Source organism: Phaeocystidibacter marisrubri, assembly GCF_008933165.1.
In the GTDB taxonomy this organism is placed as follows: Bacteria; Bacteroidota; Bacteroidia; order Flavobacteriales; family Schleiferiaceae; genus Phaeocystidibacter; species Phaeocystidibacter marisrubri.
The window spans coordinates 782444-807918 of sequence record NZ_WBVQ01000002.1; the positions used below are offsets into that span (position 1 = coordinate 782444).

A 25475-nucleotide genomic window follows, 5' to 3' on the forward strand; every position below is an offset into this window, starting at 1 on the left:
ACTCCGTGGAGGAATTGAAAGATAAATTGGAATCGAGCTACATCGTTTTTGAGAACGAACTGAATGGTGAAGCGAACTCTGCCGTACACAGCATGCGTCGCGAGGCCTTCCAAAATTTTGAAAAACTTGGTTTCCCTACCAAGCGAAACGAAGAGTGGAAGTACACCAACCTCAAGCCTATTCTCAAAGGGGATTACAAACTCTTTCCCAAAACTGAAGAGGATATCGAGTTTAAGGATGTAAAGAAGTACTTCCTCAACGAAATCGATAGTTACAAAGTAGTATTCATCAACGGCGTATATTCAAGCTGGTTAAGTGAAACTACGCATCGCGGATACGACATTTGTACGTTTGGAAATGCACTGAATAAATACCCAGACGCGATTGAAGGATACTTCAACAAAATCGCCAAAGGGGAGAATCAAGCCATGGTAAGCTTGAACACAGCCTTCGCCAAAGAAGGTGCTTTTATTCGCGTTCCAAAGAACACTGCTGTTGATAAGCCTATTCAAATCATCTTCTTCAACACGACCAACGATCGTGAGATGATGGTTCAACCACGAAACTTGGTGATCCTAGAAGAAGGAGCTAAAGCAGAAATCATTGAAAGGCACCAGAGCTTAGTAGAACTTCCTATCCTCACAAATGTGGTAACCGAAGTTTCTGTTGGAGCCAACGCCCAATTGCAATACTACAAGCTTCAAAACGATCACCATGCCGCTTCCCTCATTGACAACACTTGGGTGAATCAACACAGAGACAGCATTGCGCGCTTTAGCACGTTTAGTTTTGGTGGCCGACTCACTCGAAACAACCTTCACTTTGCACTGAAAGAGTCAGGTAGCTTTGCTTACATGAACGGTGTAACGATTATTGAAGAAGGTCAGCATGTAGATCATCACACTCTTGCGGATCACCTCGTTCCTCATTGTGAGAGCCACGAATTGTATAAAGGCATATACGGCGGCAATGCTCACGGTGTCTTCAATGGCAAAATTGTAGTTCACAAGGATGCTCAGAAAACCAATGCCTTTCAGCAAAACGACAACATTTTGGTCAGCGATAGAGCGAATGTGGATACCAAGCCACAACTAGAAATCTATGCAGACGATGTGAAATGTAGTCACGGCTGTACCATTGGCCAGCTAGATGAGGAAGCTCTATTCTACTTGAAGAGTAGAGGAATTGGCGACAAAGAGGCCAAAGCTCTATTGATGTATGCTTTTGCCAGTGATGCATTGAGCGAAGTTGGCATTCGTCAATTGAAAGAGAAAGTAAACATGCTCATTGCGAAAAAGCTAGGTGTCAATCTAGATTTCGAGCTGTAACAGCATTGCACTTGATATAGAAAAAGCCCCGCACATAGCGGGGCTTTTTATTTGGTCCAAAAGTGTAAATTACAGCATGAAATCCATCTATTTCCTCCTCCTATTCCCGCTCATTGCCGCCTTCTCAACGAGTGAAACACCAGAACAAAGTGTGAATCGTATGCTGAACAAATGGCACGTTGCGGCATCCGAAGCCGATTTCCAATCTTACTTCAGTTATTTCACTGGAGATGATGCAATCTTCATGGGAACCGATGCCACGGAAAAATGGACCATCTCTGAATTCAAACCATGGGCAAAACCCTACTTTGACAGAGGATCTGCTTGGACCTTCATCCCGGAAAATAGATCGGTTTATTTCAATGAAAACAATACAATTGCTTGGTTTGATGAAGTGCTTTCATCTTCTCACATGGGTGAATGCCGGGGCACAGGTGTACTAATACTAACCGATGGAGAATGGAAGATTGCTCATTACAACCTCTCGGTTCCCATTCCGAATGATCTCTTGGGAGATTTTGTAGAGATGATCGCTAATAGTGAAGACGGACAAGATGACTAGTATCCGCGTACGTCCACGGTTTCGGCATCAAGTAGAAGGAACCGCCAAAGACATCAATACCAAATTGGTAGAGGGGTTTAAAAAGCATGAAGATGAGATTCACATGATTTTTCTCCCCCACTATCTCGTCGTAGAATACAACCCTGACCTCCGCCACTATTGGTCACCTCAACTTCAATTGAGCTTAGAAGAAAATGAGGAAGGAGTGCTAGTTCGAGGACTGTATGGTCCTCATCCCAATGTGTGGTCTATTTTCTTTTACGGTTATGCTTCAATGGGTGTACTTTCCACCTTCTTGTGCATAATAGGGATATCTCAAGCCATGGTACAAGGCCAATACTGGGCGTTTTGGGCTATGGGAGCATGCCTACTCATTGCGACAGTTCTATACCTCATTGCACAATTTGGACAAAAGATAGGAGCCGAACAAACGTTCGAAATCCACCATATTTACACCGATATCATGGGACATCCTGAACCCATCCATTAACTACAATGCGCCCGTCGCCATCCAGTACGAGATAACCAGAAGACGAACAAAAACAGGAAAGAGTCGAACGGCCGCATGGTTGATAAAATATGCCGGGATCAACAGAGCCGTAACCCCTACTCTCATCCATGTGAAATGCGGTTCCACTCCTAGAATATAATCGGAAAAGAATCCCGAAAGGCTGAACAGGAACAGCATACCGATGAACGATTTTCGCTTGCTCAAAAAGTACTCCTTGTAACCTTGTCCATCTGGCGGTGTGAAAATCCGTATGGTTAGAAAATAGAAGATCACGGGTAACATCATCACCAAAAAGTGAGCGTAGTTGTAGGCAATAGCGTCCATCTTGTCAAACGTGCTATACCAGCTTTGAGCTCCAATTTCAAAGAGTGCAATTGCCCAAATGATGTATTCCCAATACGACTTTGTAAAGATATCGTGTGTATGACTTACCAAATCCACGATAGCCATGCTGAAGATGACACCGTGAAACACCATTAGAAACTCAACTTGACTCATGTTAGGTAGTTTGGATTTTTCTTTTCTGCCTTAACAAGTTCGAATAAAAACTCGAATTATGAGTCCTTTCTGGCATTACTCCCAAACATCCACAAAGGCGTTTTATTGAAAACCGCCTTGGCCTCTGCCTCCAAAACACCCCCAATTACATTGGGAACGGCTCCAAAAAAGGGAGGGAATTTCTCCAACTCTTCATCCTCCATAATATTCCACTTGGAATGTCCGCCCATGTAAGGAGAAGGAAGAGCATACACCACTTCGCTCACTTTGTACTCCCTAGCCATGAAAGAACACATGGGACAAGGTTCACAATTGGAATATAAAATTGCTCCTGACAAATCAGAAGTACCTAATTTCTCATGTGCCATGTGCAAAGCCACTACTTCCGCGTGATCAGAAACTCTGTTGGCCGCAAAATTGAGCGACTCCGCTATGATTTGGCCATCCTTCACAATGATAGATCCAAATGGCGCATCACCTCTATCAATACTCTCTTGAGATAAGTCGATGCATCGTTGAACAAATGGCTTATGGTGTTCCATGGATTTGAGTTTATCGCAAAGGTAAGGAATGGAGGTGGTAGGTAGTTGGTGGCTATTGGCTGCAAGCGACATGCGACAAGCTGCTGGCCACTGATTCGAGCTTGACGTCTAGCGTCGCGCCTAACCCCAGGGGCCGCTCCCGCTTGCCCCACAATCAAGTTCGCAACTTTCCATGCATATAGTCGTATGATAAACGTTTACTATCGGCTAGTTTTAAAAACTATCCTTTGAACGTTCGGACCCAGAGTAGATCTGAGTAGTTGAGAGGTTATTGAAAGTTGCTTCATAATCATTTCTCACCCCTCCCCCCTTCTCCAATCATGACTTTCATCAGTGTTTTCCTCCTAAATAGGCGTACCTTTGCACCCTGAAATTCAGAAGGTCATGCAGGAAGAAAATACAGAAGGCACTCCAAAAAAGGCTAAACGCTTTTTGTACAATCGGTACAGTAGAGAAGATTTGCAAAAGCGTCTGGACGCCGAAGAATTTAATCGTCGAACGGTATCGTTTTATCGCTATGTGATTATTGAAGATCCAGAGGCGATGCGTCATCGTCTATATGCAATGTGGGACGACCTAGGTTGTTTAGGTAGAATTTACATTGCTAGAGAAGGCATCAATGCGCAAATGAACGTCCCAGAGCACAATTGGGATCAATTCGTTCAGCAGCTATATGCGATGGATGAATTCGCCAATGTACCCTTTAAGATTGCTGTTGAAGACGACGGAAAATCATTCTTGAAGTTAACCGTTAAAGTCCGCAATCAAATTGTAGCCGACGGTCTTGCTGAGGATGAATACGACGTTACCAATGTTGGCAGACACCTCACTGCTCGCGAATGGAATGAATTGATGGATTCTGGTGAAGCTATTGTGGTAGACATGCGCAATCACTACGAAACTGAAATTGGCCATTTTGAAAATGCCATTTTGCCAGATGCGGAAACCTTCCGCGACGAGCTTCCAGAAGTACTCGATAAACTTCAAGGAGTTAAAGACAAGCCAATCCTGCTTTACTGCACTGGCGGCATCCGCTGCGAAAAAACCAGCGCTTACTTGAAGCACCACGGATTTGAAAATGTGAACCAATTACACGGCGGCATCATCGACTACGCTCGTCAGTTGAAAGAAGAGGAACTTCCAAACAAATTCCACGGCAAGAACTTCGTGTTCGACGATCGCTTGGGAGAATCCATCTCACATGAAGTCATTTCGAATTGCCACCAATGTGGTCGCCCGTGCGACACTCACGTAAACTGTGCCAATCAAGCTTGTAACCTGCTCTTCATTCAATGTGAAGAGTGTGCAGAAAAGTTCGAGCATACTTGTGGAGATGAATGTCAGGAAATCATTCACCTTCCAGAAGAAGATCAAGAAGTGATTCGCAAAAAATGGGCTGCGGAAGGTCGCACCAAAAAGCGCTATCATAAGTCGGACTGCTAACGCGGATTTCGACACCACCTACAACAACCCCGGCTCATGAGTCGGGGTTTTTTAATTCCACTTCTCGTAGTTTTCTTTAACTTCCCTTCCTCTCAAACTCTCTCAATATGAATATTCAATTCACCACCTTTCTAGGACATCGTCTAGTCTCTCCAGATATCTGGCATTGATATGCCGCACCAACTCGCACTGCTTGTACTGCGTTATTTCATTAAAACCAACGCTCTTTTAAATGAAGAACCTTACTCTACTCGCGCTACTCACATTGGTGAGCACATTCCTATTTGGTCAAGGCTGGGTGCCAGACACCATCACTTTTGGAGACTCTTATTACATCATTGAACCCGACGGAACGCTTTTGTTGTTCGGTTCAAAAAACTCAACTTACGTTTATACAGAATCGCTTCACTTAGGTGGAATTGATGCAGGCGGAAATTTGCATGTTTCTGCACAAACATATAAGCAAGACCGCGTCAATTTCTTTGCGGGCCCTATTTCCGGCGACCCTACATCCATGCTTCACTACGGAAGAACATGGACAGTAACTCAAAACATGATTGACAGCCTACGTCAAGGTTTGTACACCGTAGTTCCAGAAGCCATAGCCAACTGGCCGGCACACGGGAGACAACAATATGGAGAACCCTTCTACCTCGCTCCTTTTGTAGACATGGACAATAATGGATACTACAACACAGGTGGTGGAGACTATCCATTTATCAAAGGTGACATCACCACACTTACACTCTTTAATGATCAAAGTGTGATAGATAGCAGCAATGGTGACGTTGTTGGAGCCGATGGATACTTTATGTTCTACATGTACGACGAACCTGGGATTTCTGGTAGAACACTTTACCGAAGCGTTGTAGTGACCAACCGCTCCAACCACACTTATTCCGAAGCTTACTTGAGCATCTTTAATGATGCAGATGCAGGTGGACCTCAAGACGACCTCACTGGGACAGACATTGAAAGACACGCTATTTATTCGTACAACGCAGATGATCACGACTTGATGACGGCTCCCAAAGTTCCATACTGCGGAACAGTGCTTCTAGAAGGTCCAACAGCAGATGCTGGTGATGGAGTTGACAATAACTGGGATGGTTGTATTGATGGTTTTGACCAAAGCGGGAACTGTATTCCTGAAAACGCTTCCGCTGGACTATTGGAACGATTGACAATGACCAATAGCATGTATTACAATAACACAGGTGATCCAGTAAGCGGTAATTCCAGCATAAGAAATACCGACATCTACAACTACATGCGAAGTCTTTGGAGAACCGGAGATTCACTAAGGGCAGAGACTCCAAGCGGATTGTTCAATGTAAACAATGGAGATGGTTACGAGCCCACTCCAAGTAGTCAGGCAGTTCGCTATGCGTATCCGGGGAATTCCCATTCTCCATCTTCTATTTGGGCACCCGACCAACCTATCAACTGGTTTGAATCTCCGAGCAACCATGAAGACAAACGCGTACTTGCATCCATGGGACCCTTCACTTGGGAAGCGGGTGAAACCATCAACATTACTTCAGCTACTTTCTGGGGAAATGTAGATTCCGTTCAACACATCAATATCATTGATTCATTGACTAGTGATATTGACTCTATCCTTTACTCCTTGGTTTCAAAACCACTTTCAGGTGCAGAATTTGAACGAGAACCTGTAGAGATGGAACTTCGTCAGGCGAGTGGACATTTGACTGTTCTTAATCCAAGTGATTTCGCCTATGAATTGCAAGTCCTAAATGTTTCAGGTCAAATTTTGATGCGAAGCAATATCAGTGCTCATTCCGAAGCATTCTTGAATTGTGCTCACTTACCAATTGGCGTTTACCTCATTCGCACTAGCGATGGAGAGTGGACGGAAAAATGGATTAGATAAAAAGAAGGAGGCCTTTTACATGTGTGAAAAGCCTCCTCAACGTCCAGCAGGTAGTGGAACGTGTAGGATGATCTCATTGTGAGGGGAGAGTAATGAGAAGACACTTTTCAGCTTCTTCAAGCATTCCCTGCTAAAATTACGCTCCATCGACAAAAAGAGTTGGAAAAGCCCCAAATAATCAACTAGTTATGGACAGCCTGTGCATGCAATTCGTGCAGGATGATACATTACATCTCGAAGCATAGACCTTTCCCTGAGATGTAGATTTTGACGTGATGGGATTTGATAGGACGAGAAATTGCACATGACATTCGTCATTTTCCGCCTTATGCAATTCGCTAACTTTGCATCCACAATTGAATCTCTATCCCATGCTTTACCATAAACTCGGAAAGATTCCTCACAAACGTCATACGGTTTTTGAAAAACCCAACGGCGGATTGTATTACGAACAACTCTTCGGAACGGAGGGCTTCAGTGGGGTTTCTTCCTTACTCTACCACGTTCATCGTCCAACGATGATCAAACAAATTGGAGAAGCGGTTGACGTCACTCCTACTGCAGCTGTTGAGAAGAACATCACTTCGCACATGTTGCGCGGTTGGGATGTGGCTCCAGCAAACGACTACCTAGAAAGTAGAAAGGTTGTTCTCTTCAACAACGACCTCAATATTACACTCGCTGCACCGAAGAGTGGTACTGGCGATTACTTCTATAAAAATGCAGATGCCGACGAGGTGATTTTTGTCCATAAAGGCAAGGGAAAACTTCGTACCATGGTAGGTAATCTAGAGTTCGGTTACGCAGATTACATCGTGATTCCACGAGGAATGATCTACCAAATCGAATTCGAAACTGAAGATAACCGCTTGTTGATCACCGAGAGCTTTTCTCCTATCGTCACACCAAAGCGTTACCGCAACAATTTTGGACAATTGCTCGAGCACAGCCCATTCTGCGAACGCGATTTCCGACTTCCAGAAGAGTTGGAAACCCACGACGAACTTGGAGAATTCAAGATGTACATCCGCAAGGAAAACACCATGCACACTGTGATTTACGGTTCGCATCCGTTTGACGTAGTGGGGTGGGATGGTTACAACTTCCCGTACATTTTCTCTGCTCTCGACTTTGAACCGATTACAGGCCGCGTTCATCAACCACCTCCGGTTCACCAAACATTTGAAGGATGGAACTTTGTAATCTGCACATTCGCACCGCGTTTGTACGACTACCATCCGCAAGCCATCCCTGCACCGTACAACCACAGCAACATTGACAGTGATGAAGTGTTGTATTATGTAGATGGTGACTTCATGTCGAGAAACCACGTAGAAAAAGGATTTATCTCCCTTCACCCAGGTGGAATTCCTCACGGACCTCATCCTGGAGCTTACGAAAGAAGTATTGGACAGAAGGGCACTGAAGAGCTCGCTGTCATGATCGACACTTTCAAACCGCTTAAGATTACACAGGAAGCTCTAAACATTGGCGAGAAAGATTACTGGAAGTCTTGGATCGAATAATTTTCCGTCCAACCACATCTTCTTACCTTTGAATCTTCTTTATTAATAAGGCTCAAGACTTTATACATATGGCAACAGATACTACAAGTCTACAGTTGGAAAAAATCTTCACAGATGCTGAAGATTTCCTTCCATTGAACGGAACGGATTACGTAGAACTTTATGTGGGTAACGCTAAGCAAGCGGCTCACTTCTATAAAACAGCTTTCGGTTTTCAAGGTGTGGCTTACGCCGGACTTGAAACTGGAGTGAAAGACCGTACTAGCTACGTTCTTCAACAAGGAAAAATTCGCCTTGTACTTACTTCTCCTTTGGGTGAAGGTGGTGAAATCAATGCGCACATCAACAAGCATGGCGACGGTGTTAAGAACGTTGCTCTTTGGGTTGATGATGCAGTGAAGAGTTTTAACGAAACCACTAGCCGAGGTGCTGAAGTTGCTTTTGAACCAAAAGTGATGGAAGACGCTAACGGTAAGGTTACTCTTTCAGCTATCAAAACATACGGAGAAACCGTTCACGTTTTTGTAGATCGCAGTCAATACGACGGTCCATTCCTTCCTGGATTCAAAAAGTGGGAAAGTCACTACCAGCCTACCGACGTAGGTTTGAAATACGTTGACCACATGGTAGGCAATGTAGACTGGGGCGAGATGAACAAGTGGGTTGAATTCTACGCGAAAGTAATGGGATTTGCTCAGTTGGTATCGTTTGACGACAAAGACATTTCTACCGAGTACACTGCCTTGATGTCTAAGGTAATGACCAACGGTAATGGTCGCATTAAATTCCCTATCAACGAACCAGCTGAAGGGAAAAAGAAAAGTCAGATTGAGGAGTACATCGACTTCTACAGTGGCGCAGGTGTTCAGCACATTGCTGTTGCTACGGATGACATCGTGAAAACGGTTTCAGCTATGAAAGATCGCGGTGTTGAATTCCTTTATGTACCTGACACGTATTATGATGATTTGTTGGATCGCGTAGGTGACATTGATGAAGACGTTGCCATCCTTCGTGAGCACGGCATCTTGGTAGACCGCGACGATGAAGGTTACCTTCTACAGTTGTTCACTAAGCCAGTTTCTGACCGTCCAACTCTATTCTTCGAAATCATTCAAAGAAAAGGAGCACAAAGCTTCGGTAAAGGAAACTTCAAAGCCCTTTTCGAATCTATCGAAAGAGAACAAGAAAGCAGAGGAACGCTTTAATCCTTAAGCTTCTATTGAATAGAAACCCTCAGATCGAAAGGTCTGGGGGTTTTGTTTTTGTGAGTCTTTGGAGTCAGTGGAGTTCGTGAAGTCAAAGAACTTGTAGAGATAAATTGACAAAGGAGATATACCCTCATGAATTCAGAACTATCACGTCATTTCCCCCATAAATTTCTAATACTTAAACTAATTCAAAGAAGATAAACGATAGTATCGTCAAGGACCATATTACGTTTATTATTAGTGGGATCACAGTCCATCTGACTCTCTGCTTTCGACCAAGTTCAACGAGCCCATTTTCTAATTCCTGTAAATGGTCATAAACATGTCCATCACTCTGTCGGATAATCGGTTTATCAAAAATTCCCCAACTTCTCAAGAGAATATCCAATGCAGCAAAACCGTAATCAACATATTCACCCCCTCGGAATTCCGAATTGGAGACTTTGTATGGATTTCACAAGGGGTGCAAGACTAGATTTCAAAGAGTAAATCGTCCCGTATTTACTGATAAGGTTTCAGAGCGAGTAGGCGCAACCTTTAGGCTGACGAAAGGACTGAATTCGGATATTTCACCTCGCGTCTTCACCCCACAGGAATTCGTTTGCTTATAACATGGGACTATCTATTCCGATCGGCGTGAAAGCTGATTTCTAGAAATCAACAAATATCTCTTCGCTTTCTACAATACCGGAACGATGACCCGCATCATCGATAAGTTCAAATTCCAGCATGACCGTATCGGTTGTGGCATCAGCTAAACCCACTTTGTAGGTGATGTATCCTTCAAGCACTTTGTTCTGTTGACCTTCATCGGCAAGGTCTTTCAGGATACCCGACCAATCATACGCATACGCATAACCCGTATCGTATTTCTCAAATACTGAAACTTGAAAATTGAATTCTCCTGGATCCAAATCATCTAAGCCTATATCTCCATCTCCATCGGTGAAATAAAGGCGAACAGCCGCATGCTCTAGAGGAAAATCGGGGTCTACTTCAGAACCTACAAGCTCGTAAGACTCATAGCGCAAAAACGGCTCGTCCGGAAAGTTCTTTCCGTCTTTACATGCGGTAGTACTCAACAGTACCCCCATGCTCAATATTCCGAGTATCTTTGCTTTCATAGTTCAGATAACGCATCACTAGGCCAAATCGTTTGTGATTCAACCCGACACTTTCAAAGATACACTTTTCAATAGGGCTACCGTAGATTTTAACGGCACTGCCCTCGAGCTCTTCACGTATCAGGCCAAGTATTGTGAACCCTATGCGACCTTCCTTTCTGCGCTAAACATCGATCCAAAATCTATTCAAAATTGGAGGGATATCCCCTGCCTGCCAATCGAGGCCTTCAAGAAACACGAAGTGAAATCGGGATCTTTTGAACCAGAAGTGATCTTTACAAGCAGCGGAACTACGGGCTCGCAAACGAGCAAACACTATGTGAAGTCGATGCAATGGTACCATCGTGTTTTTAAGGAGGCATTCCGCCTAACCTACGGCCCAGCTAAGGATTTTAGATGGCTTTGCCTACTCCCTTCTTATTTGGAAAGAGAAGGATCTTCACTCATTGAAATGGCGAAGACTTTTATCGATGAAAGCCCGTTTTCTGACAGTGACTTTTTTCTTAGAAACCATGATGAACTTCGCACTATTCTCAGTTCAGAGGATGCTGAAGAGATTCCAACCATACTTCTAGGTGTCAGTTTTGGATTGCTAGATTTTGCCGAAGAACGCAGCTTTCAACTTCCCAAGAGCGTCATTCTTATGGAAACAGGCGGAATGAAAGGGCGACGAGTTGAGATGATACGTTCCGAACTTCATGACGAGTTGTCGAAACGATTGGGAGTAGCATTCGTCCATAGTGAATACGGAATGACAGAGATGATGAGTCAGGCATACAGCACAGGACTCGGAGAATACACCACTCCGCCATGGATGAGGGTGAGTTTACGCGATCCGGCCGACCCGCTCAGCAAATCTGCTCCGGGTAAAACTGGGGGAATCAACGTCATCGACTTGGCCAATGTAGACAGTTGTGCATTCATCGCCACGCAAGACCTTGGCAAGACGGAAAATGGAACAACATTCCATGTAATGGGTCGTTTTGACGATAGTGATATCCGAGGCTGTAACCTTATGGTGCAGTAAGATTATCCCCGTCTTATCAAGCTTCTCGAAGAGTTTTATTACTTTTCCATAAATGTCAATCTACACCAAGTTGAGCTCCAAATACACACTCCTCTTCCTCCTTACTACATTCTGTTTCACTGCACAGGCCCAGTTCATTAAAAACACTGGTGAAATCAAGGATGCTGTGGATGGAAAGACGCTTTTCACTCTTGAAGACAAAACCTTTATCTACGCTGAAGTGAGTGAACCACTCTGGTATGAAATCAGCAAGCGCGTTGTGTTTGACGTAGCTGGTTTAACTGCCGACAGTACGCTTTCTAAAGGAACGGTTTTGTACAACGACGATCTCGAACCCATTGGTGAAGTTCAAGCAGAAGTAGAAGTGATCCAGATTACACCTTATGACGGATTCCGAAAAGATGAATATCGAATTGGTATTGTTAAGGGATTCTGCTCCACTTTTGACACTTACACCAACAGTCTGCCTGAAAGCGCCATTTCAGATGCCCTCGAAGGAAGAGGTCAACAAGCCCAATTGCTCAGTGAAGTGATGAGCCAATTTGATTGGGAGGAAGAAACCTATGGACAGTATACTGCCTCTATCCTGAGAAATTATGATGAGAACAACTACGTTCGAAATGTTCCATTTAGAATCATCATTATTTGGCGGGGTTCGAACATCATGGCAATACTTTCCCAAAAAGATTACATCGACGGAAATAAGTCGAAAGATCAAACTCGAATCATAGAAGAATCCGTTTACTGTACTTGGTTTCAGCGACCAAATGCACGGTTGTTGGAAGAGATCGAAAACATCGCTTTCGACTACATCAACTTTGATGAACCTGGAATCTCGGCACAGTAATTGGCTGCAAGCACATATCTAATCTAAATCTAGCATAATGAAGTCCACGATTTTATCTGCACTAGCCCTCCTCAGCGTTTCGACGGCGTTTGGACAAGTGACTACTGAAAACGGATCACTCTCATCCGATGACCTAAAGAGAGAAAACACGTATTACTACGATGTTCATACGATTGAAGTAAAGAAGCCGCGTATCATTAAGGTGGCACTGAATTCAGACGAATTTGACACCTACCTCATCGTTAAAACTCCTTCGGGAACGCAACTTGACAACGATGATTCTGAAGGAAGTAATAGCTATCTAGAAATCTTTGCTGAAGAACCGGGAACGTATACCATCTGGGCAAGCACCTACAATGAAGGCGCTGAAGGAAGCTATGAATTGGTCATCAACAAAAGTGGTGCAATTGAAATCGAGCGCACAGAAGGACGAATTGACCCTCGCGACGAACAACTTCCGAAAGGAGAATATGTGGACACTTACAATCGTACAATCGACGTAGATAAGATGTTCAGTGTTCGTCTGAAATGCTATGGTTTTGATGGATACTTAGTGGTAACCTCACCATCTGGACAGATCTGGAGAAATGACGATGAAGGTGACGACTACCACGTTTCTTTGGTAAGCGATCTATCTCCTGAAGCGGGTGAATGGAAAATTCAAGTAACAACTGTAGAAGAAGGTGAAGTAGGTGCCTATGATTTAGAAATCATCACTGAAGAATAATCTTCACACCACCGCAGATAAAAAAGGGCAGGCCTATGGGTTCTGCCTTTTTTTATTCCACCTTTCCCAACTTCAAATCTCTCTCGTACAACTCGCAGTATTCAGGAATGATCTCATCCATATTGTGGAACTCCATTCCTAATTCTTCCACTGCTCGGCGGTTGCTATAAGTATAGGTACTCATCGCCGATCGCGTGGTCTCTTTGGTCACCAAGGGCGTAGCATTGGTGAGGACAGAGCGCAGCCACTCCACTCTCCACAATATTCCAGTTAACCAACTTGGGGGCTGAATACTTGGAGCAGGCACACCGTATGCAGATGTGATGGCATGGAATAAATCGCGATAGATGACGTTTTCGCCAACGGCAAGATATCGCTTCCCAAAGTGCCCATTGCGTTCAATTCGAACCAGCATTTCCACCACATCTCGAACATCAACAAAGCCAGTCTTTCCCGTCGTGTAATATTTAAACCCCTTATGGAAAGTGTGGAAGAACTTACTCGAACCCGATTTCCAAGGTCCAGGACCTAAAATGATTGTCGGGTTCACCACCCCAACCTGCAAGCCCTCTTCCATTCCCCGCCAAACATGGAGTTCGGAAGTGTACTTACTTCGGGCGTAAACCGAATTATTGGGAGATTCTTTCCATTCTGTTGATTCATCAATATCGGTTCCTTTCTCGGCTCTTCCCAATGCCGCTACAGAACTCACATGCATAAAGGTGGAAACTCCAAATTCTACAGAGGCATTGATTAGAAGCTCGGTCATTAGAGGATTTCCCTTCAACAACAAATCCTTGTCGCTAGGCTGAAAACTCACAAAAGCCGCGCAATGAAACACAACGTCCACACCTTTCACCACCGCTTCAACATCAAAGAGGTCAAACAGATCCGCTTTGACCCATTCGATTTTCGCCATGTGCGCATCCACGTCGTTTAACGTGTATCCAAAAATCGTCCTTGTCATTTCAAGAGACGCCTCCGACCTATACGTAGCTCGAATCGGCCGACTCTCATGTTCAACCAGATGACGAAGCAAATGCGCTCCCACCAATCCAGTGCCTCCAGTTACTAGAATCATAAAACGAAAATACACTATAGAAATGGCTGTTTAGGATAGATTTCAATTAAAACGAGCCGTTCTCCATCAGTTGACTTATTTTTGCCCGCGTATTGAAACTCAAATCACTGTCATGACCAATTTTATCGAAGAACTCCGCTGGAGACGCATGTTACACGATGCCATGCCGGGCACCGAAGAACTGTTGAATTCAGAAATGGTTCGTGGTTATATTGGCTTTGATCCAACGGCTGATTCATTAGGTGTGGGTAACCTCGTTCAAGTCATGACGCTTACGCACTTTCAGAGATGCGGTCACCAACCTGTTGCATTGGTTGGAGGCGCTACGGGCATGGTAGGTGATCCAAGTTTTAAGGCAGCCGAAAGAAATTTACTCGATCGCGATCAACTCCAACACAACCTTGAATCTCAAAAGAAACAGCTTGAGAAATTTCTAGATTTTGATCGCAAAGACAACCCTGCCGTTATGGTAAACAACTATGACTGGTTTAAGGATTGGACTTTCCTAGATTTTATCCGCGATGTAGGTAAGCACATCACCGTGAACTACATGCTGGCAAAAGACAGCGTAAAATCGAGAATGGAGACAGGAATCTCGTTCACCGAATTCAGTTACCAATTGATTCAGGGCTACGACTTCTTCCACCTTTGGAAAAACGAAGGCTTGAAACTTCAAATGGGCGGTTCTGACCAATGGGGAAATATCACAACGGGTACCGAACTCATTCGCCGTATGGGTGGTGGTGAAGCCTTTGCGCTAACTACACCACTCATTAAAAAGGCAGATGGAACTAAGTTTGGTAAATCGGAAGGCGGAAATATTTGGCTAGACCCAGAACGCACCTCTCCGTACGCTTTCTACCAATTCTGGTTGAATTCTGCCGATGCCGACGTGAGCAACTACATACGCATTTTTAGTACCAAAGGCAGAGAGGAAATAGAGGCTCTCGAAGCAAAGCACAACGAAGCTCCGCACATGCGTACTCTTCAAAAAGCATTAGCTGAAGAAGTAACAGAACGCGTTCACAGCAAGGCCGATTTGGAAAATGCCATCCGTGCAAGCGAAATACTCTTTGGAAAGGCAACGGAAGATGAACTCAAGTCACTCGACCACAAAACACTGATGCAAGTATTTGAAGGAGTACCGCAGCACGTGATTTCGAAGAGTGCCGTAGAGGCTGGAATTGATATCGTTGACTTCCTCGCCGACATGACCGGAATCTTCCCATCGAGAGGCGAAGCAAGAAAGATGGTACAAGCTAACGGACTCTCTGTCAACAAATCAAAGGTTGATGTAGAGAAATCCATCACAGCAAGCGACCTTCTCAACAACTCTCTGATCCTAGTTCAAAAAGGAAAGAAAAACTACTTCTTAGTAGTTGTAGAATAAAAAAAGGGCCGTCAATGACGGCCCTTTACTTTATATACTCCAACTTATCTCTGTTGTCTTTTCTCTTCTTCGGCAATCTTCATTTCCATTAAGTTAAATGAATCGATGACCACATCGTACATCGCCATCATCTTTCTTGGGTAATGGCTGTAGTACTGAAAACTGGTATCAAATTGTCCTTGAGTCACGTCGTATTTCTTGAATAGACCTTGATAATACACGTCCACATTTGCACTATCTCCCAACACTCGAACGCCAGAGCGCGCACCCTCGATAAGGTGCACATCAAGCAACATACTCGTCATTTTCTTTTCAGAAATGAGGTTGTCAGGCTTATCGGGCCGGTGACTTGCATCTGTCGGATTACACGCTGCAAAGATCCCAGCAAGAGCAAATGCGTAATATGTGTTCAGGATTCTCAATCTCTATCAAAGTACAAACGTTCTCCGCGAACGGAGTCATCAAACTGACCGTTCTTGTAAACGACTTTACCGTTCACAAACGTATGAGACACTCTCGCTTTAAAGGTACTTCCTTCAAATGGAGACCATCCACATTTGGAAAGAACATTCTCATCGGTTACTGTCCACGGACGAGAAGCTTCAACCAACACTAAATCTGCGTGGTATCCTTCGCGAATAAATCCGCGCTCTTTGATGTTAAATAGAATAGCCGGATTGTGACACATTTTCTCCACGAGTTTTTCCATTGTAATGGTCTCGTCGGTCACAAATTCCATCATGGCCACCAATGCATGTTGAACCAAAGGTCCGCCGCTAGGTGCTGATGTATACAGACTGTCCTTTTCCTCGCGTGTATGAGGAGCGTGATCTGTGGCAATCACATCAATCCTATCATCTAAGAGTGCCGTCCAAATAGTCTTGCGATCTTCCTCTGTTTTAACCGCTGGATTCCACTTGATCAGAGATCCTTTAGCATCGTAATCTTCATCATTAAACCACAAGTGATGGACACAGGCCTCTGCGGTGATTTTCTTCTCCCCCAACGGAAGCTTGTTGTCAAACAACTCAGTTTCGATTCCAGTAGAAATATGGTAAACATGTAGTCTAGAATCGTGCTTCTTGGCGAGGTCTACAGCAGTAGAAGAACTCAAGTAACACGCTTCTGCAGAACGAATAATTGGGTGATACTTCATTGGAATATCATCCCCGAATTCCGCCTTGTATTTTTCAAGATTAGCCTTGATGGTCGCCTCGTCCTCACAGTGCGTAATCAACTGATTATCCACTTCAGAGAAAATGCGTTCCAACGATTTTAAATCGTCTACCAACATGTTACCAGTGCTTGAACCCATAAAGATCTTTACACCTGGAATTCTCGTCTTGTCTACTTTGAGTAGCTCCTCAACATTGTCGTTGGTTGCACCGATGTTGAAAGCGTAATTTGCAGCACTTACTTCTGCTGCTCGCTCGTACTTCTTCTCAACCAGTTCAACCGTTGTGGCCTGAGGAACAGTATTGGGCTGCTCTATGAAAGAAGTAATTCCTCCGGCTACCGCAGCACGAGATTCAGTTGCAATATCAGCCTTATGAGTGAGACCAGGCTCGCGGAAGTGAACTTGATCATCGATAACACCTGGGATGAGATACATTCCATGCGCATCGATGATCTTTACATTACCGTTCTTCGGAGAAATATGACGATCCACGTGCGCAATGCGCCCGTTTTCAATTAGCAAGTCGCCTTCTTGAGTAATACCCTCGTTGACGATTCTTGCATTTTTGATGAGTATAGTATCGGCCATGATAGATGCACCATTTTTAGGGGATGCAAAGGTCAGAAAAACTACTTAGAATTAGTAGTTTCTATTGAAGATGCTGTCGAGTTTTAACCGAATAACGCCAAAAATCGCTTCCTTAATGATACCATTGCTCATTTTGGATTGTCCGGCTGTGCGATCTGTAAAAATCACAGGTACCTCTCGAACGGTAAATCCGTGTTTCCAAGCCTTGAACTTCATTTCAATCTGGAAGGCGTAACCCACGAATTTGATTTTGTCCAACTTGATTCTCTCCAAAACGCTTCGTCGGTAGCAAATAAACCCAGCCGTGGTATCATGCACCGGAATTCCCGTTACAAAACGAACGTACTTGGAGGCGAAGAAGGATAGCAACACCCTGCTCATTGGCCAGTTTACCACGTTCACACCTCGAACGTATCTTGAACCAATGGAGAGATCAGCCCCATCTGTACATGCATTTTTCAAGTTGATCAAATCGTTGGGATCATGAGAAAAATCCGCATCCATTTCGAACACGAATTCATACTCTCTCTCTAGTGCCCATCTAAAACCGTGAATATAAGCCGTTCCCAACCCTTGCTTACCAGAGCGCTCTTCAATGTGAAGGCGATCGGGATAGGACTTTTGAATCGATTTCACGATATCCGCGGTACCATCTGGCGAAGCATCATCAACAATCAGCACGTGAAAATCGTACTGCTGGTCCAACACGGCATGAAGAATATTCTCAATATTCTCGCGCTCGTTGTAGGTGGGGATAATGACAACTGATTCAGCCAAAGTAGTTCTTGAGGTAAATGATGTTTGGCAAAAATAGCATTTCGCGAAGAGTGACAAAGCTAAAAGAATGTGAAGGACCAATCTTCCACAATTGGTATCTTGCCCGCAAAGTATTTCCCATGAGTGAGACAGACAACAAACTCTTCCTTCTTGACGCCTACGCGCTCATCTTCAGAGCCTACTTCGCCTTTGCGAAAAACCCGCGCGTAACCAGCGAAGGGTTGGACACTTCAGCCATCTTTGGCTTTACTACCACCTTGCTCGAAGTGCTCGAAAAGGAAAATCCCACTCATATTGCCGTGGTGTTCGACACCAAAGCCAAAACCGTTCGACACGAGAAATTTGAAGCCTACAAGGCGAACAGGGACGAAACTCCCGAAGCCATTAAAATCTCCGTCCCCTACATTCAAAAAATCCTTGACGCTTTCCGTATTCCATACGTAGGTGTTGATGGTTATGAAGCAGATGACGTGATTGGTACTTTGGCTAAACAAGCAGAAAAGGAAGGGTATACAACCTATATGATGACGCCCGACAAAGACTTTGGTCAGTTGGTAAGCGACAAAATCTTCATGTACAAACCAGCAAGAGGCGGTGCTCCTGCCGAAGTGTTGGGGCCAAAAGAAGTTTGCGAGAAATGGGACATTGAAGATGTGAGTCAGGTGATTGACATCTTGGGAATGATGGGGGATGCAGTTGACAATATCCCAGGACTTCCAGGTGTAGGTGAAAAAACCGCCGTTAAGCTTCTCAAGCAGTATGGCACCATGGAGAACACACTTGAGCATGCCGATGAAATCAAAGGAAAACTGGGAGAAAAAGTTCGCGCAAACAAGGAATTGGGAATTCTGAGCAAGGAGTTGGCCACCATCCTAGTGGATGCCCCCATCCAACTTTCTGAAACGGATATCACCCGCGATCCTATTGATGAAGAGAAACTCAAAGCTGTATTTGAGGAACTGGAGTTCCGCACTTTGGCAAAGCGAGTACTCGATGTAGAAATCCAACAAAAATCGGGTGCCTCTGTCATTAAACACACGGGAGACCAAATGGATCTCTTTGGTGGGGGTGATTCAGGAGAAGCTGAACCCACCAATGGAGGCATGAAAACCATCGAAAACACCGATCATCACTATCAAAAAGTTGATGATGAGATGGGTATTGAAATGCTCGTGAAAAAGATGCGCAAAAACGAGGCAGTCTGTTTCGATACGGAAACTACATCTCTGAATGCACTAGAAGCGGAACTCGTGGGCGTTGCCTTCAGTTGGGCTGGAGGAAAGGCTCATTATATCCCCGTACCGGAGAACCGAGAAGAAGCTCAAGCCATTGTCGATCTTCTCAAGCCGTTCTTCGAGGACGAAAACGTGATGAAAATCGCTCAAAACTTGAAATACGACATGACCGTGCTTCAAGGATACGGGGTTGAGATCAAAGGAAAAATGTTCGACACTATGTTAGCGCATTACCTGATGCAGCCTGACATGCGTCACAACATGGATCTATTGGCCGAAACCTATCTCGGATATCGCCCGGTTTCCATCGAATCACTGATTGGAAAGAAAGGAAAGAATCAAGGGAACATGCGCGATGTTGACATTGATAAGGTGGTGGAATATGCGGGTGAAGACGCCGACATCACCTATCAACTTTATGAAAAATTCAATCCATCTCTTGATGAAGGTGGGGTTCGCAGTGTTTTTGAAACCATTGAGGCTCCATTAGTTCCCGTTCTCGCCAGCATGGAATACGAAGGAATTAAGGTTGATGTTGAAGCGCTAAACACCTATTCCAAGCAACTAGAAACCGAATTGGCAGACCTTGAAAAGAGCATTATTGAAGATGCCGGGGAGCCTTTCAACATCGGTAGTCCACGCCAATTGGGCGACATCCTCTTTGGCAAAATGCAATTGCTCGAAAAGCCGAAGAAAACCAAGAGTGGTCAATTCGCCACTTCAGAAGATATTCTACAAGGCATTGTAGACAAGCATCCCATTGTTTCCAAAATCCTCGACTATCGTCAAATTGGAAAACTGAAGAGCACTTACGTGGATGCCCTACCACAACTTGTAAGCAAATCTACCGGGAAGATTCACACCACATACAATCAAACCGTTGCAGCGACTGGACGATTGAGCAGTGTTAATCCCAATTTGCAAAACATCCCCATTCGAACAGAACGAGGAAAGAAAGTCAGAGCCATGTTCATCCCTAGAGATGAAAACCATGTTCTCATGGCCGCTGATTACAGTCAGATAGAACTTCGCATCATAGCAGCGCTCAGCAAAGATCAATCCATGATCTCTGCCTTCATAAACGGGGAAGACATCCACGCAGCAACGGCAGCCAAGGTTTTTGACATTCCGCTAGAGGAAGTTACACGTGAACAGCGAAGCCACGCCAAAACAGTCAACTTTGGAATTATCTATGGAGTTTCTGCCTTTGGATTGAGTCAGCAAACCAACTTGAGTAGAAGCGAAGCAAAAGAAGTGATTGAAGCTTATTTCAGAACTTATCCGGGTATTCGCGATTACATCGACACTCAAGTAGAACTCGCTAGAAAACAGGGTTATGTTGAAACCATTACCGGTAGAAGGCGCTACTTGAAAGACATCAATAGCCGAAATGCGGTAGTTCGTGGACATTCAGAACGAAATGCAGTAAATGCTCCTATTCAAGGTTCAGCTGCTGATATCATCAAGCTAGCCATGATTAAAATCCACAAGCGCATGAAAGAAGAAGGATTTAAAAGTGCCATGGTTCTTCAAGTACACGATGAATTGGTGTTTGATGCAGAAAAATCTGAATTGGATAAGCTAAAAGAATTAGTTGTTGATGAAATGCAGAATGCCTTTGAACTGGAAGTCCCATTAATTGTAGAAACCGGAGAGGGAAACGATTGGCTTGAGGCACATTAAATTCATTTGCAACCATTTTTGACTTAATCTTACTAAATTCGTCACATAAAATTTAAACACAACAACCATGAAGAAGCTTTACACGCTTATCGCAGCAGTTGCGATTTCTGGTACGGCAATGGCTCAAGAAGCCTACTTGTATCGCACATACGAATCAGCTCCTGCGGTTCCTACTGCAACTGAAACGATTACGGACACTCTTATCGCACCTCCTCAGTGTGCCAGCCCTGATTTGGCACTTTACGGAGCGACTACTGGTGGTTACCTTTCAGGTACTAACGGTTACGGCGACAAAGAAAAAGGTATGCTCATTTTCCCTTCTCAAGCATACAAAATTGAGAACGTATATGCATTAATCGCTGCCAAAGAGCATGTTGTTTCTGGTAACATTCACGCTTACATTTACCCTGTTGATACTGCTGCAGGTACCATTGGTGCAGTTGCTGGTACTTCAGCTCCAGTTGCAGTAACATCTATTGACACTGCAAACTTGGGATGGACTGCATTCAACTTCACGAATGGACCAATTGTTTCAGGTGCTTTTATCATGACCATTCAAGTGGACAATGGTGGTGACACTATTGGTATCGTAACTTCTTCCGTAGCCGCTGCTTGTGGCGGTGGTCAGATGTTTGATAAATTGGCTGATGATTCATGGGCTAACACAGCAACTCGTTGGGGTGGCGCTGATGTTTGGATGTGGATGATGGCTGATGTTGACAACAACATCTCTACTGAAGAGAACATTCTTGATCGTCAATCAGCACGTGCCTTCCCTAACCCAGCAAACGACAACATTAACATTACTTACCACATCAATGGTAACAGCGAAGTTGTTATTAGCGTTATGGACATCCAAGGTCGTGTGATCATGACTCAAACTGAGAACCAAGTTGAAGGACGTCAGTTTGTAGAAATGAACACTTCTGCATTGAGCGCAGGTACTTACTTCTACAGTGTACAAAGCGGATCTGATGTAATGAGCGGCAAATTTGTTGTTCGTCACTAATCAGTTTCCCTGATTTATATGGAATCCCCACTGTCGCAAGATGGTGGGGATTTTTTTGTGATCGATTTATAGTCGACCTACCGGCCATAAATTACTATCTTCCAAAAAACTTCATCCATGCGCTCTCTACTACTCTCTCTATTCCTTGTTGTCATTTCGCCTTTGTACGGACAAGAAGATGAGTCTCCTTTCGCTCCCGATTCTATTCAAGAACTCTTACGCCCCAAGCTAGATTCCATTCTGGAAGAGGCCAACCATATCTATCAATTGGATCAAGTTGCATGGCATTCCAGCGATATCTTCATGGCATTGGACCGAGAAATCACTTCTAAAGCAGGCGGATATGTCATCATGGAATCGAGAAGGAATATCACCTGCATTTGGTACGATAGAGAAGTTCAACATTCACTTTGCGAACTCGTTTTCCGAAAAAGCGATGTATCGACTCCGAAAGACACCAAGATTGAAGAACGAGAACTTACAGATGATGAGTTGGAGTTCATTGATGCTAAAAACCAATTACTTGAGGCAGCTTTTAAAGCTTACGGAGATCAAATCACCATTGCTGAAGGAGTGCAATTCAATCCAGTTTTCTTTGAAATAGAAGAAGGATGGCGACTATACCTAATGCCTGGTTATAGTGGCGATTATATAATCCCTATCGGCAACGACTACATGATAGAGCTGAATGAAGACCTCCTACCTACCCGCTTTATCAAATATCACACGAGATTATTACCGCAAACCATAGAACCTCAAGAAGGAAAAGAGATTGAGTCGTTGATGCATTCTCATATCAAGACCAGTCCTCTCATTTCACCGGTTGAAATCTGCATTTTTAGAGAGTACACAGCAGTCTATAATCTCGACATCTCTTTGCATGTGTACTCCACATACTACGGCGTAATTTTCATGTACAACGACTCATTGGATAGAATACTCATCCTAAATTGATGATAATGCGGAGATGGATTGTTGAGCTTTGACGACATTTAGAGACGTGAACTGTTATTAGCAAAGCCTTCCGAACTAACCTCGCATGCTTCAGCTACATAGTGCCTAGTACTTAGAACTCTACAACCGATTACAACCTCGAAATAAATTAATCTGGCAACGCATTTCCACCTCGTTGAAAACCACTACTTTTGCGGCCTTAATTATAGGGTATGACCGCAATTCGCAACATAGCTATTATCGCACACGTTGACCACGGTAAGACAACCTTGGTTGATAAAATCTTGCACTTCTGTCAATTGTTCCGTGAGAACCAACAGACGGGAGAACTTATTCTCGACAACAACGACCTCGAGAGAGAACGCGGGATTACCATTCTTTCTAAGAACGTTTCTGTTACTTACAAAGGCACCAAGATCAACATTATTGACACTCCTGGCCACGCCGACTTTGGTGGAGAGGTAGAGCGTGTATTGAACATGGCTGATGGTGTTCTCTTGTTGGTTGACGCCTTTGAAGGCCCGATGCCACAAACTCGTTTCGTGCTTCAAAAAGCATTGGAGCTCGGTTTGAAGCCAATCGTAGTGGTGAACAAAGTAGACAAGCCAAACTGTGATCCAGATGCGGCTCACGAAGCGGTATTCGACTTGATGTTCAACCTCGACGCTTCCGAAGATCAGCTTGACTTCCCTACTGTATACGGTTCGGCGAAAGAAAACTGGATGAGTCCAGATTGGAACGAAAAGACCGATTCCATTGCTCCGCTATTGGACATGGTACTCGAGTACGTTCCTGCTCCAACCGTAGAAGAAGGAACAACTCAAATGTTGATCACTTCCCTTGACTACAGCAAGTATACCGGTCGTATTGCCATTGGTCGTTTGAAGAGAGGAACTCTTGCAGAAAACATGCAAATCACCCTTGTGAAACGCGATGGAACCCCTGTGAAATCAAAAGTAAAAGAGCTTTACAAGTTTGATGGCATGGGAAAGGCCAAGGTAGAGACTGTGGAAGCAGGCGATATCTGTGCAGTAACTGGCATCGAAGGGTTTGAAATTGGAGACACTATTTGTGACTTCGAAAATCCTGAAGCCCTTCCTAGCATTTCTATCGACGAGCCTACGATGAGTATGCTCTTCACGATTAACGATTCACCATTCTTTGGTAAAGAAGGAAAGTATGTGACTTCACGTCACATCAAAGACCGCTTGGACAAAGAGATGGAGAAAAACCTCGCACTTAAGGTTGAAGAAACTGAAAGAGCAGATGCATTCCGAGTATACGGTAGAGGTGTATTGCACCTTTCTGTATTGATCGAAACCATGCGTCGTGAGGGATATGAACTTCAAATTGGTCAGCCTCAAGTTATCTTGAAGGAAATTGACGGTGTGAAGTCTGAGCCAATTGAGGAATTGATTGTTGACCTTCCTGAAGACAAGAGCGGTACTGCGGTTGAAATGGTTACACTTCGCAAAGGTGAAATGCTGAACATGCAACCAAAAGGCGACCGTATGATTGTCACGTTCAACATTCCTTCTAGAGGATTGATTGGTTTACGTAACGGTCTACTCACGGCTACGGCTGGTGAGGCGATTATGAACCACCGATTCAAGGAGTTCCAACCGTATAAAGGTGAAATTCCAGGTCGTCAAAACGGTTCATTGATCAACATGGAAAAAGGAACTGCAATTCCTTACTCCATCAACCGTCTTCAAGATCGCGGTAAGTTCTTCGTTGATCCAGGTGTAGACATCTACGGTGGTCAAGTTATCGGTGAGAACTCACGTGCGGGAGATATGGTGGTGAACATCACTAAAACAAAACACCTCACCAACATCCGTTCATCGGGTGCAGATGATAAAATGCGAATTGCTCCAGCGATTATATTCAGTTTGGAAGAAGCATTGGAATACATCCAAGGTGATGAGTATGTAGAAGTTACTCCTTCAAATATTCGCTTGCGTAAGATCCTTTTGAACGAAAGTGATCGCAAGCGCTCAGGCGGAGCTTAATTTACCTGAACAACTCGATTGAAAGCCGGTTAGCAATTCTGTTAACCGGCTTTTTTTTCATGTCTATTTCTTCATCGTCTCCTTCAAAAGCCACTCCTCTAGGAATGAACCTATTCTTGAGTCAAAAGACCTTTTCTTTCCTCCTCGAGCAAGCCATCATTCACCCATAGTCGGAGATCAAAACTAACGGTTTGTCTAACCATTCCATGATCTCTTGAGTACCCTTGTTTGGTCACAAGACCTGCTTTTTTGGAATAAATGTATCCTTCTGATGATAATTGTAACCGAAAGAATGCAACGCTTATTCCATCCTATCCTCAGCACCCCTC

The 25475-nt window shown here is 44.2% G+C and carries 22 protein-coding genes; 15 read left to right on the forward strand and 7 right to left on the reverse strand.

Annotation, left to right across the window (positions count from 1 at the left end):
- Positions 1-5: 5 nt before the first annotated feature.
- The 3 genes from sufD (at position 6) to F8C82_RS10925 (ending at position 2380) form a co-directional block, all read left to right on the forward strand.
- On the forward strand, positions 6-1328 hold the full coding sequence (sufD, locus tag F8C82_RS10915; protein WP_223279538.1) for a Fe-S cluster assembly protein SufD: 1323 nt from the start codon (positions 6-8) through the stop codon (positions 1326-1328).
- 76 nt (positions 1329-1404) lie between these two features.
- Entirely contained in the window at positions 1405-1890 is a 486-nt protein-coding gene (locus F8C82_RS10920) for a nuclear transport factor 2 family protein (RefSeq protein ID WP_151693621.1), read from the forward strand.
- Entirely contained in the window at positions 1883-2380 is a 498-nt protein-coding gene (locus F8C82_RS10925) for a hypothetical protein (RefSeq protein ID WP_151693622.1), read from the forward strand. The genes F8C82_RS10920 and F8C82_RS10925 overlap by 8 nt, the downstream gene beginning before the upstream one ends.
- Here F8C82_RS10925 and F8C82_RS10930 read toward each other — a convergent pair whose 3' ends face one another.
- The gene (locus F8C82_RS10930) at positions 2381-2899 is read right to left on the reverse strand and encodes a hypothetical protein (protein ID WP_151693623.1); all 519 of its coding nucleotides are present in this window, start codon (positions 2897-2899) and stop codon (positions 2381-2383) included.
- 56 nt (positions 2900-2955) lie between these two features.
- Complete coding sequence (locus F8C82_RS10935) at positions 2956-3441, reverse strand: nucleoside deaminase (protein ID WP_170266235.1); 486 nt, start codon at positions 3439-3441, stop codon at positions 2956-2958.
- Between the two features lie 384 nt (positions 3442-3825).
- Here F8C82_RS10935 and trhO point away from each other — a divergent pair, with 384 nt between their 5' ends.
- From trhO to hppD, 4 genes are all read left to right on the forward strand, one after another.
- Positions 3826-4884: an oxygen-dependent tRNA uridine(34) hydroxylase TrhO gene (gene trhO, locus F8C82_RS10940; RefSeq protein WP_151693625.1), complete on the forward strand. Its 1059-nt coding sequence runs from the start codon at positions 3826-3828 to the stop codon at positions 4882-4884.
- Between the two features lie 232 nt (positions 4885-5116).
- Entirely contained in the window at positions 5117-6778 is a 1662-nt protein-coding gene (locus tag F8C82_RS10945) for a hypothetical protein (RefSeq protein ID WP_151693626.1), read from the forward strand.
- 371 nt (positions 6779-7149) lie between these two features.
- The gene (locus F8C82_RS10950) at positions 7150-8304 is read left to right on the forward strand and encodes a homogentisate 1,2-dioxygenase (protein WP_151693627.1); all 1155 of its coding nucleotides are present in this window, start codon (positions 7150-7152) and stop codon (positions 8302-8304) included.
- Positions 8305-8372: 68 nt separating this feature from the next.
- Complete coding sequence (gene hppD / locus F8C82_RS10955; protein ID WP_151693628.1) at positions 8373-9512, forward strand: 4-hydroxyphenylpyruvate dioxygenase; 1140 nt, start codon at positions 8373-8375, stop codon at positions 9510-9512.
- A 653-nt stretch (positions 9513-10165) separates the two neighbouring features.
- Here hppD and F8C82_RS10960 read toward each other — a convergent pair.
- A complete protein-coding gene (locus tag F8C82_RS10960) occupies positions 10166-10639 on the reverse strand; it encodes a hypothetical protein (RefSeq protein ID WP_151693629.1) in 474 nt (157 codons plus the stop codon).
- Between the two features lie 34 nt (positions 10640-10673).
- On the opposite strand from F8C82_RS10960, the gene F8C82_RS10965 reads away from it, so the two are divergent.
- Genes F8C82_RS10965 through F8C82_RS10975 form a run of 3 tightly spaced genes read left to right on the forward strand, consistent with a single transcriptional unit; the run spans position 10674 to position 13240 of the window.
- Complete coding sequence (locus tag F8C82_RS10965; RefSeq protein ID WP_151693630.1) at positions 10674-11666, forward strand: LuxE/PaaK family acyltransferase; 993 nt, start codon at positions 10674-10676, stop codon at positions 11664-11666.
- Between the two features lie 52 nt (positions 11667-11718).
- Positions 11719-12513: a hypothetical protein gene (locus F8C82_RS10970; protein ID WP_151693631.1), complete on the forward strand. Its 795-nt coding sequence runs from the start codon at positions 11719-11721 to the stop codon at positions 12511-12513.
- 37 nt (positions 12514-12550) lie between these two features.
- A complete protein-coding gene (locus F8C82_RS10975) occupies positions 12551-13240 on the forward strand; it encodes a PPC domain-containing protein (RefSeq protein WP_151693632.1) in 690 nt (229 codons plus the stop codon).
- Positions 13241-13292: 52 nt separating this feature from the next.
- On the opposite strand, the gene F8C82_RS10980 is transcribed toward F8C82_RS10975, so the two are convergent.
- Positions 13293-14321: an NAD-dependent epimerase/dehydratase family protein gene (locus F8C82_RS10980; protein WP_151693633.1), complete on the reverse strand. Its 1029-nt coding sequence runs from the start codon at positions 14319-14321 to the stop codon at positions 13293-13295.
- A 112-nt stretch (positions 14322-14433) separates the two neighbouring features.
- Here F8C82_RS10980 and tyrS point away from each other — a divergent pair, with 112 nt between their 5' ends.
- Positions 14434-15711, forward strand: a complete 1278-nt coding sequence (gene tyrS, locus F8C82_RS10985) for a tyrosine--tRNA ligase (protein WP_151693634.1) — start codon at positions 14434-14436, stop codon at positions 15709-15711.
- Between the two features lie 44 nt (positions 15712-15755).
- Here tyrS and F8C82_RS10990 read toward each other — a convergent pair whose 3' ends face one another.
- The 3 genes from F8C82_RS10990 to F8C82_RS11000 are packed head-to-tail and all read right to left on the reverse strand — an operon-like array spanning position 15756 to position 18253.
- Positions 15756-16133: a DUF4296 domain-containing protein gene (locus F8C82_RS10990; protein ID WP_151693635.1), complete on the reverse strand. Its 378-nt coding sequence runs from the start codon at positions 16131-16133 to the stop codon at positions 15756-15758.
- The gene (locus F8C82_RS10995) at positions 16130-17476 is read right to left on the reverse strand and encodes a dihydroorotase (RefSeq protein WP_151693636.1); all 1347 of its coding nucleotides are present in this window, start codon (positions 17474-17476) and stop codon (positions 16130-16132) included. The genes F8C82_RS10990 and F8C82_RS10995 overlap by 4 nt, the downstream gene beginning before the upstream one ends.
- A gap of 51 nt (positions 17477-17527) precedes the next feature.
- Complete coding sequence (locus F8C82_RS11000) at positions 17528-18253, reverse strand: polyprenol monophosphomannose synthase (protein WP_151693637.1); 726 nt, start codon at positions 18251-18253, stop codon at positions 17528-17530.
- Between the two features lie 119 nt (positions 18254-18372).
- Here F8C82_RS11000 and polA point away from each other — a divergent pair, with 119 nt between their 5' ends.
- The 4 genes from polA (at position 18373) to typA (ending at position 25146) form a co-directional block, all read left to right on the forward strand.
- Complete coding sequence (polA, locus tag F8C82_RS11005) at positions 18373-21171, forward strand: DNA polymerase I (RefSeq protein WP_151693638.1); 2799 nt, start codon at positions 18373-18375, stop codon at positions 21169-21171.
- A 67-nt stretch (positions 21172-21238) separates the two neighbouring features.
- A complete protein-coding gene (locus F8C82_RS11010) occupies positions 21239-22180 on the forward strand; it encodes a T9SS type A sorting domain-containing protein (RefSeq protein WP_151693639.1) in 942 nt (313 codons plus the stop codon).
- Positions 22181-22297: 117 nt separating this feature from the next.
- A complete protein-coding gene (locus F8C82_RS11015) occupies positions 22298-23134 on the forward strand; it encodes a hypothetical protein (RefSeq protein ID WP_151693640.1) in 837 nt (278 codons plus the stop codon).
- 212 nt (positions 23135-23346) lie between these two features.
- Positions 23347-25146, forward strand: a complete 1800-nt coding sequence (gene typA, locus F8C82_RS11020) for a translational GTPase TypA (RefSeq protein ID WP_151693641.1) — start codon at positions 23347-23349, stop codon at positions 25144-25146.
- Positions 25147-25475: the final 329 nt, after the last annotated feature.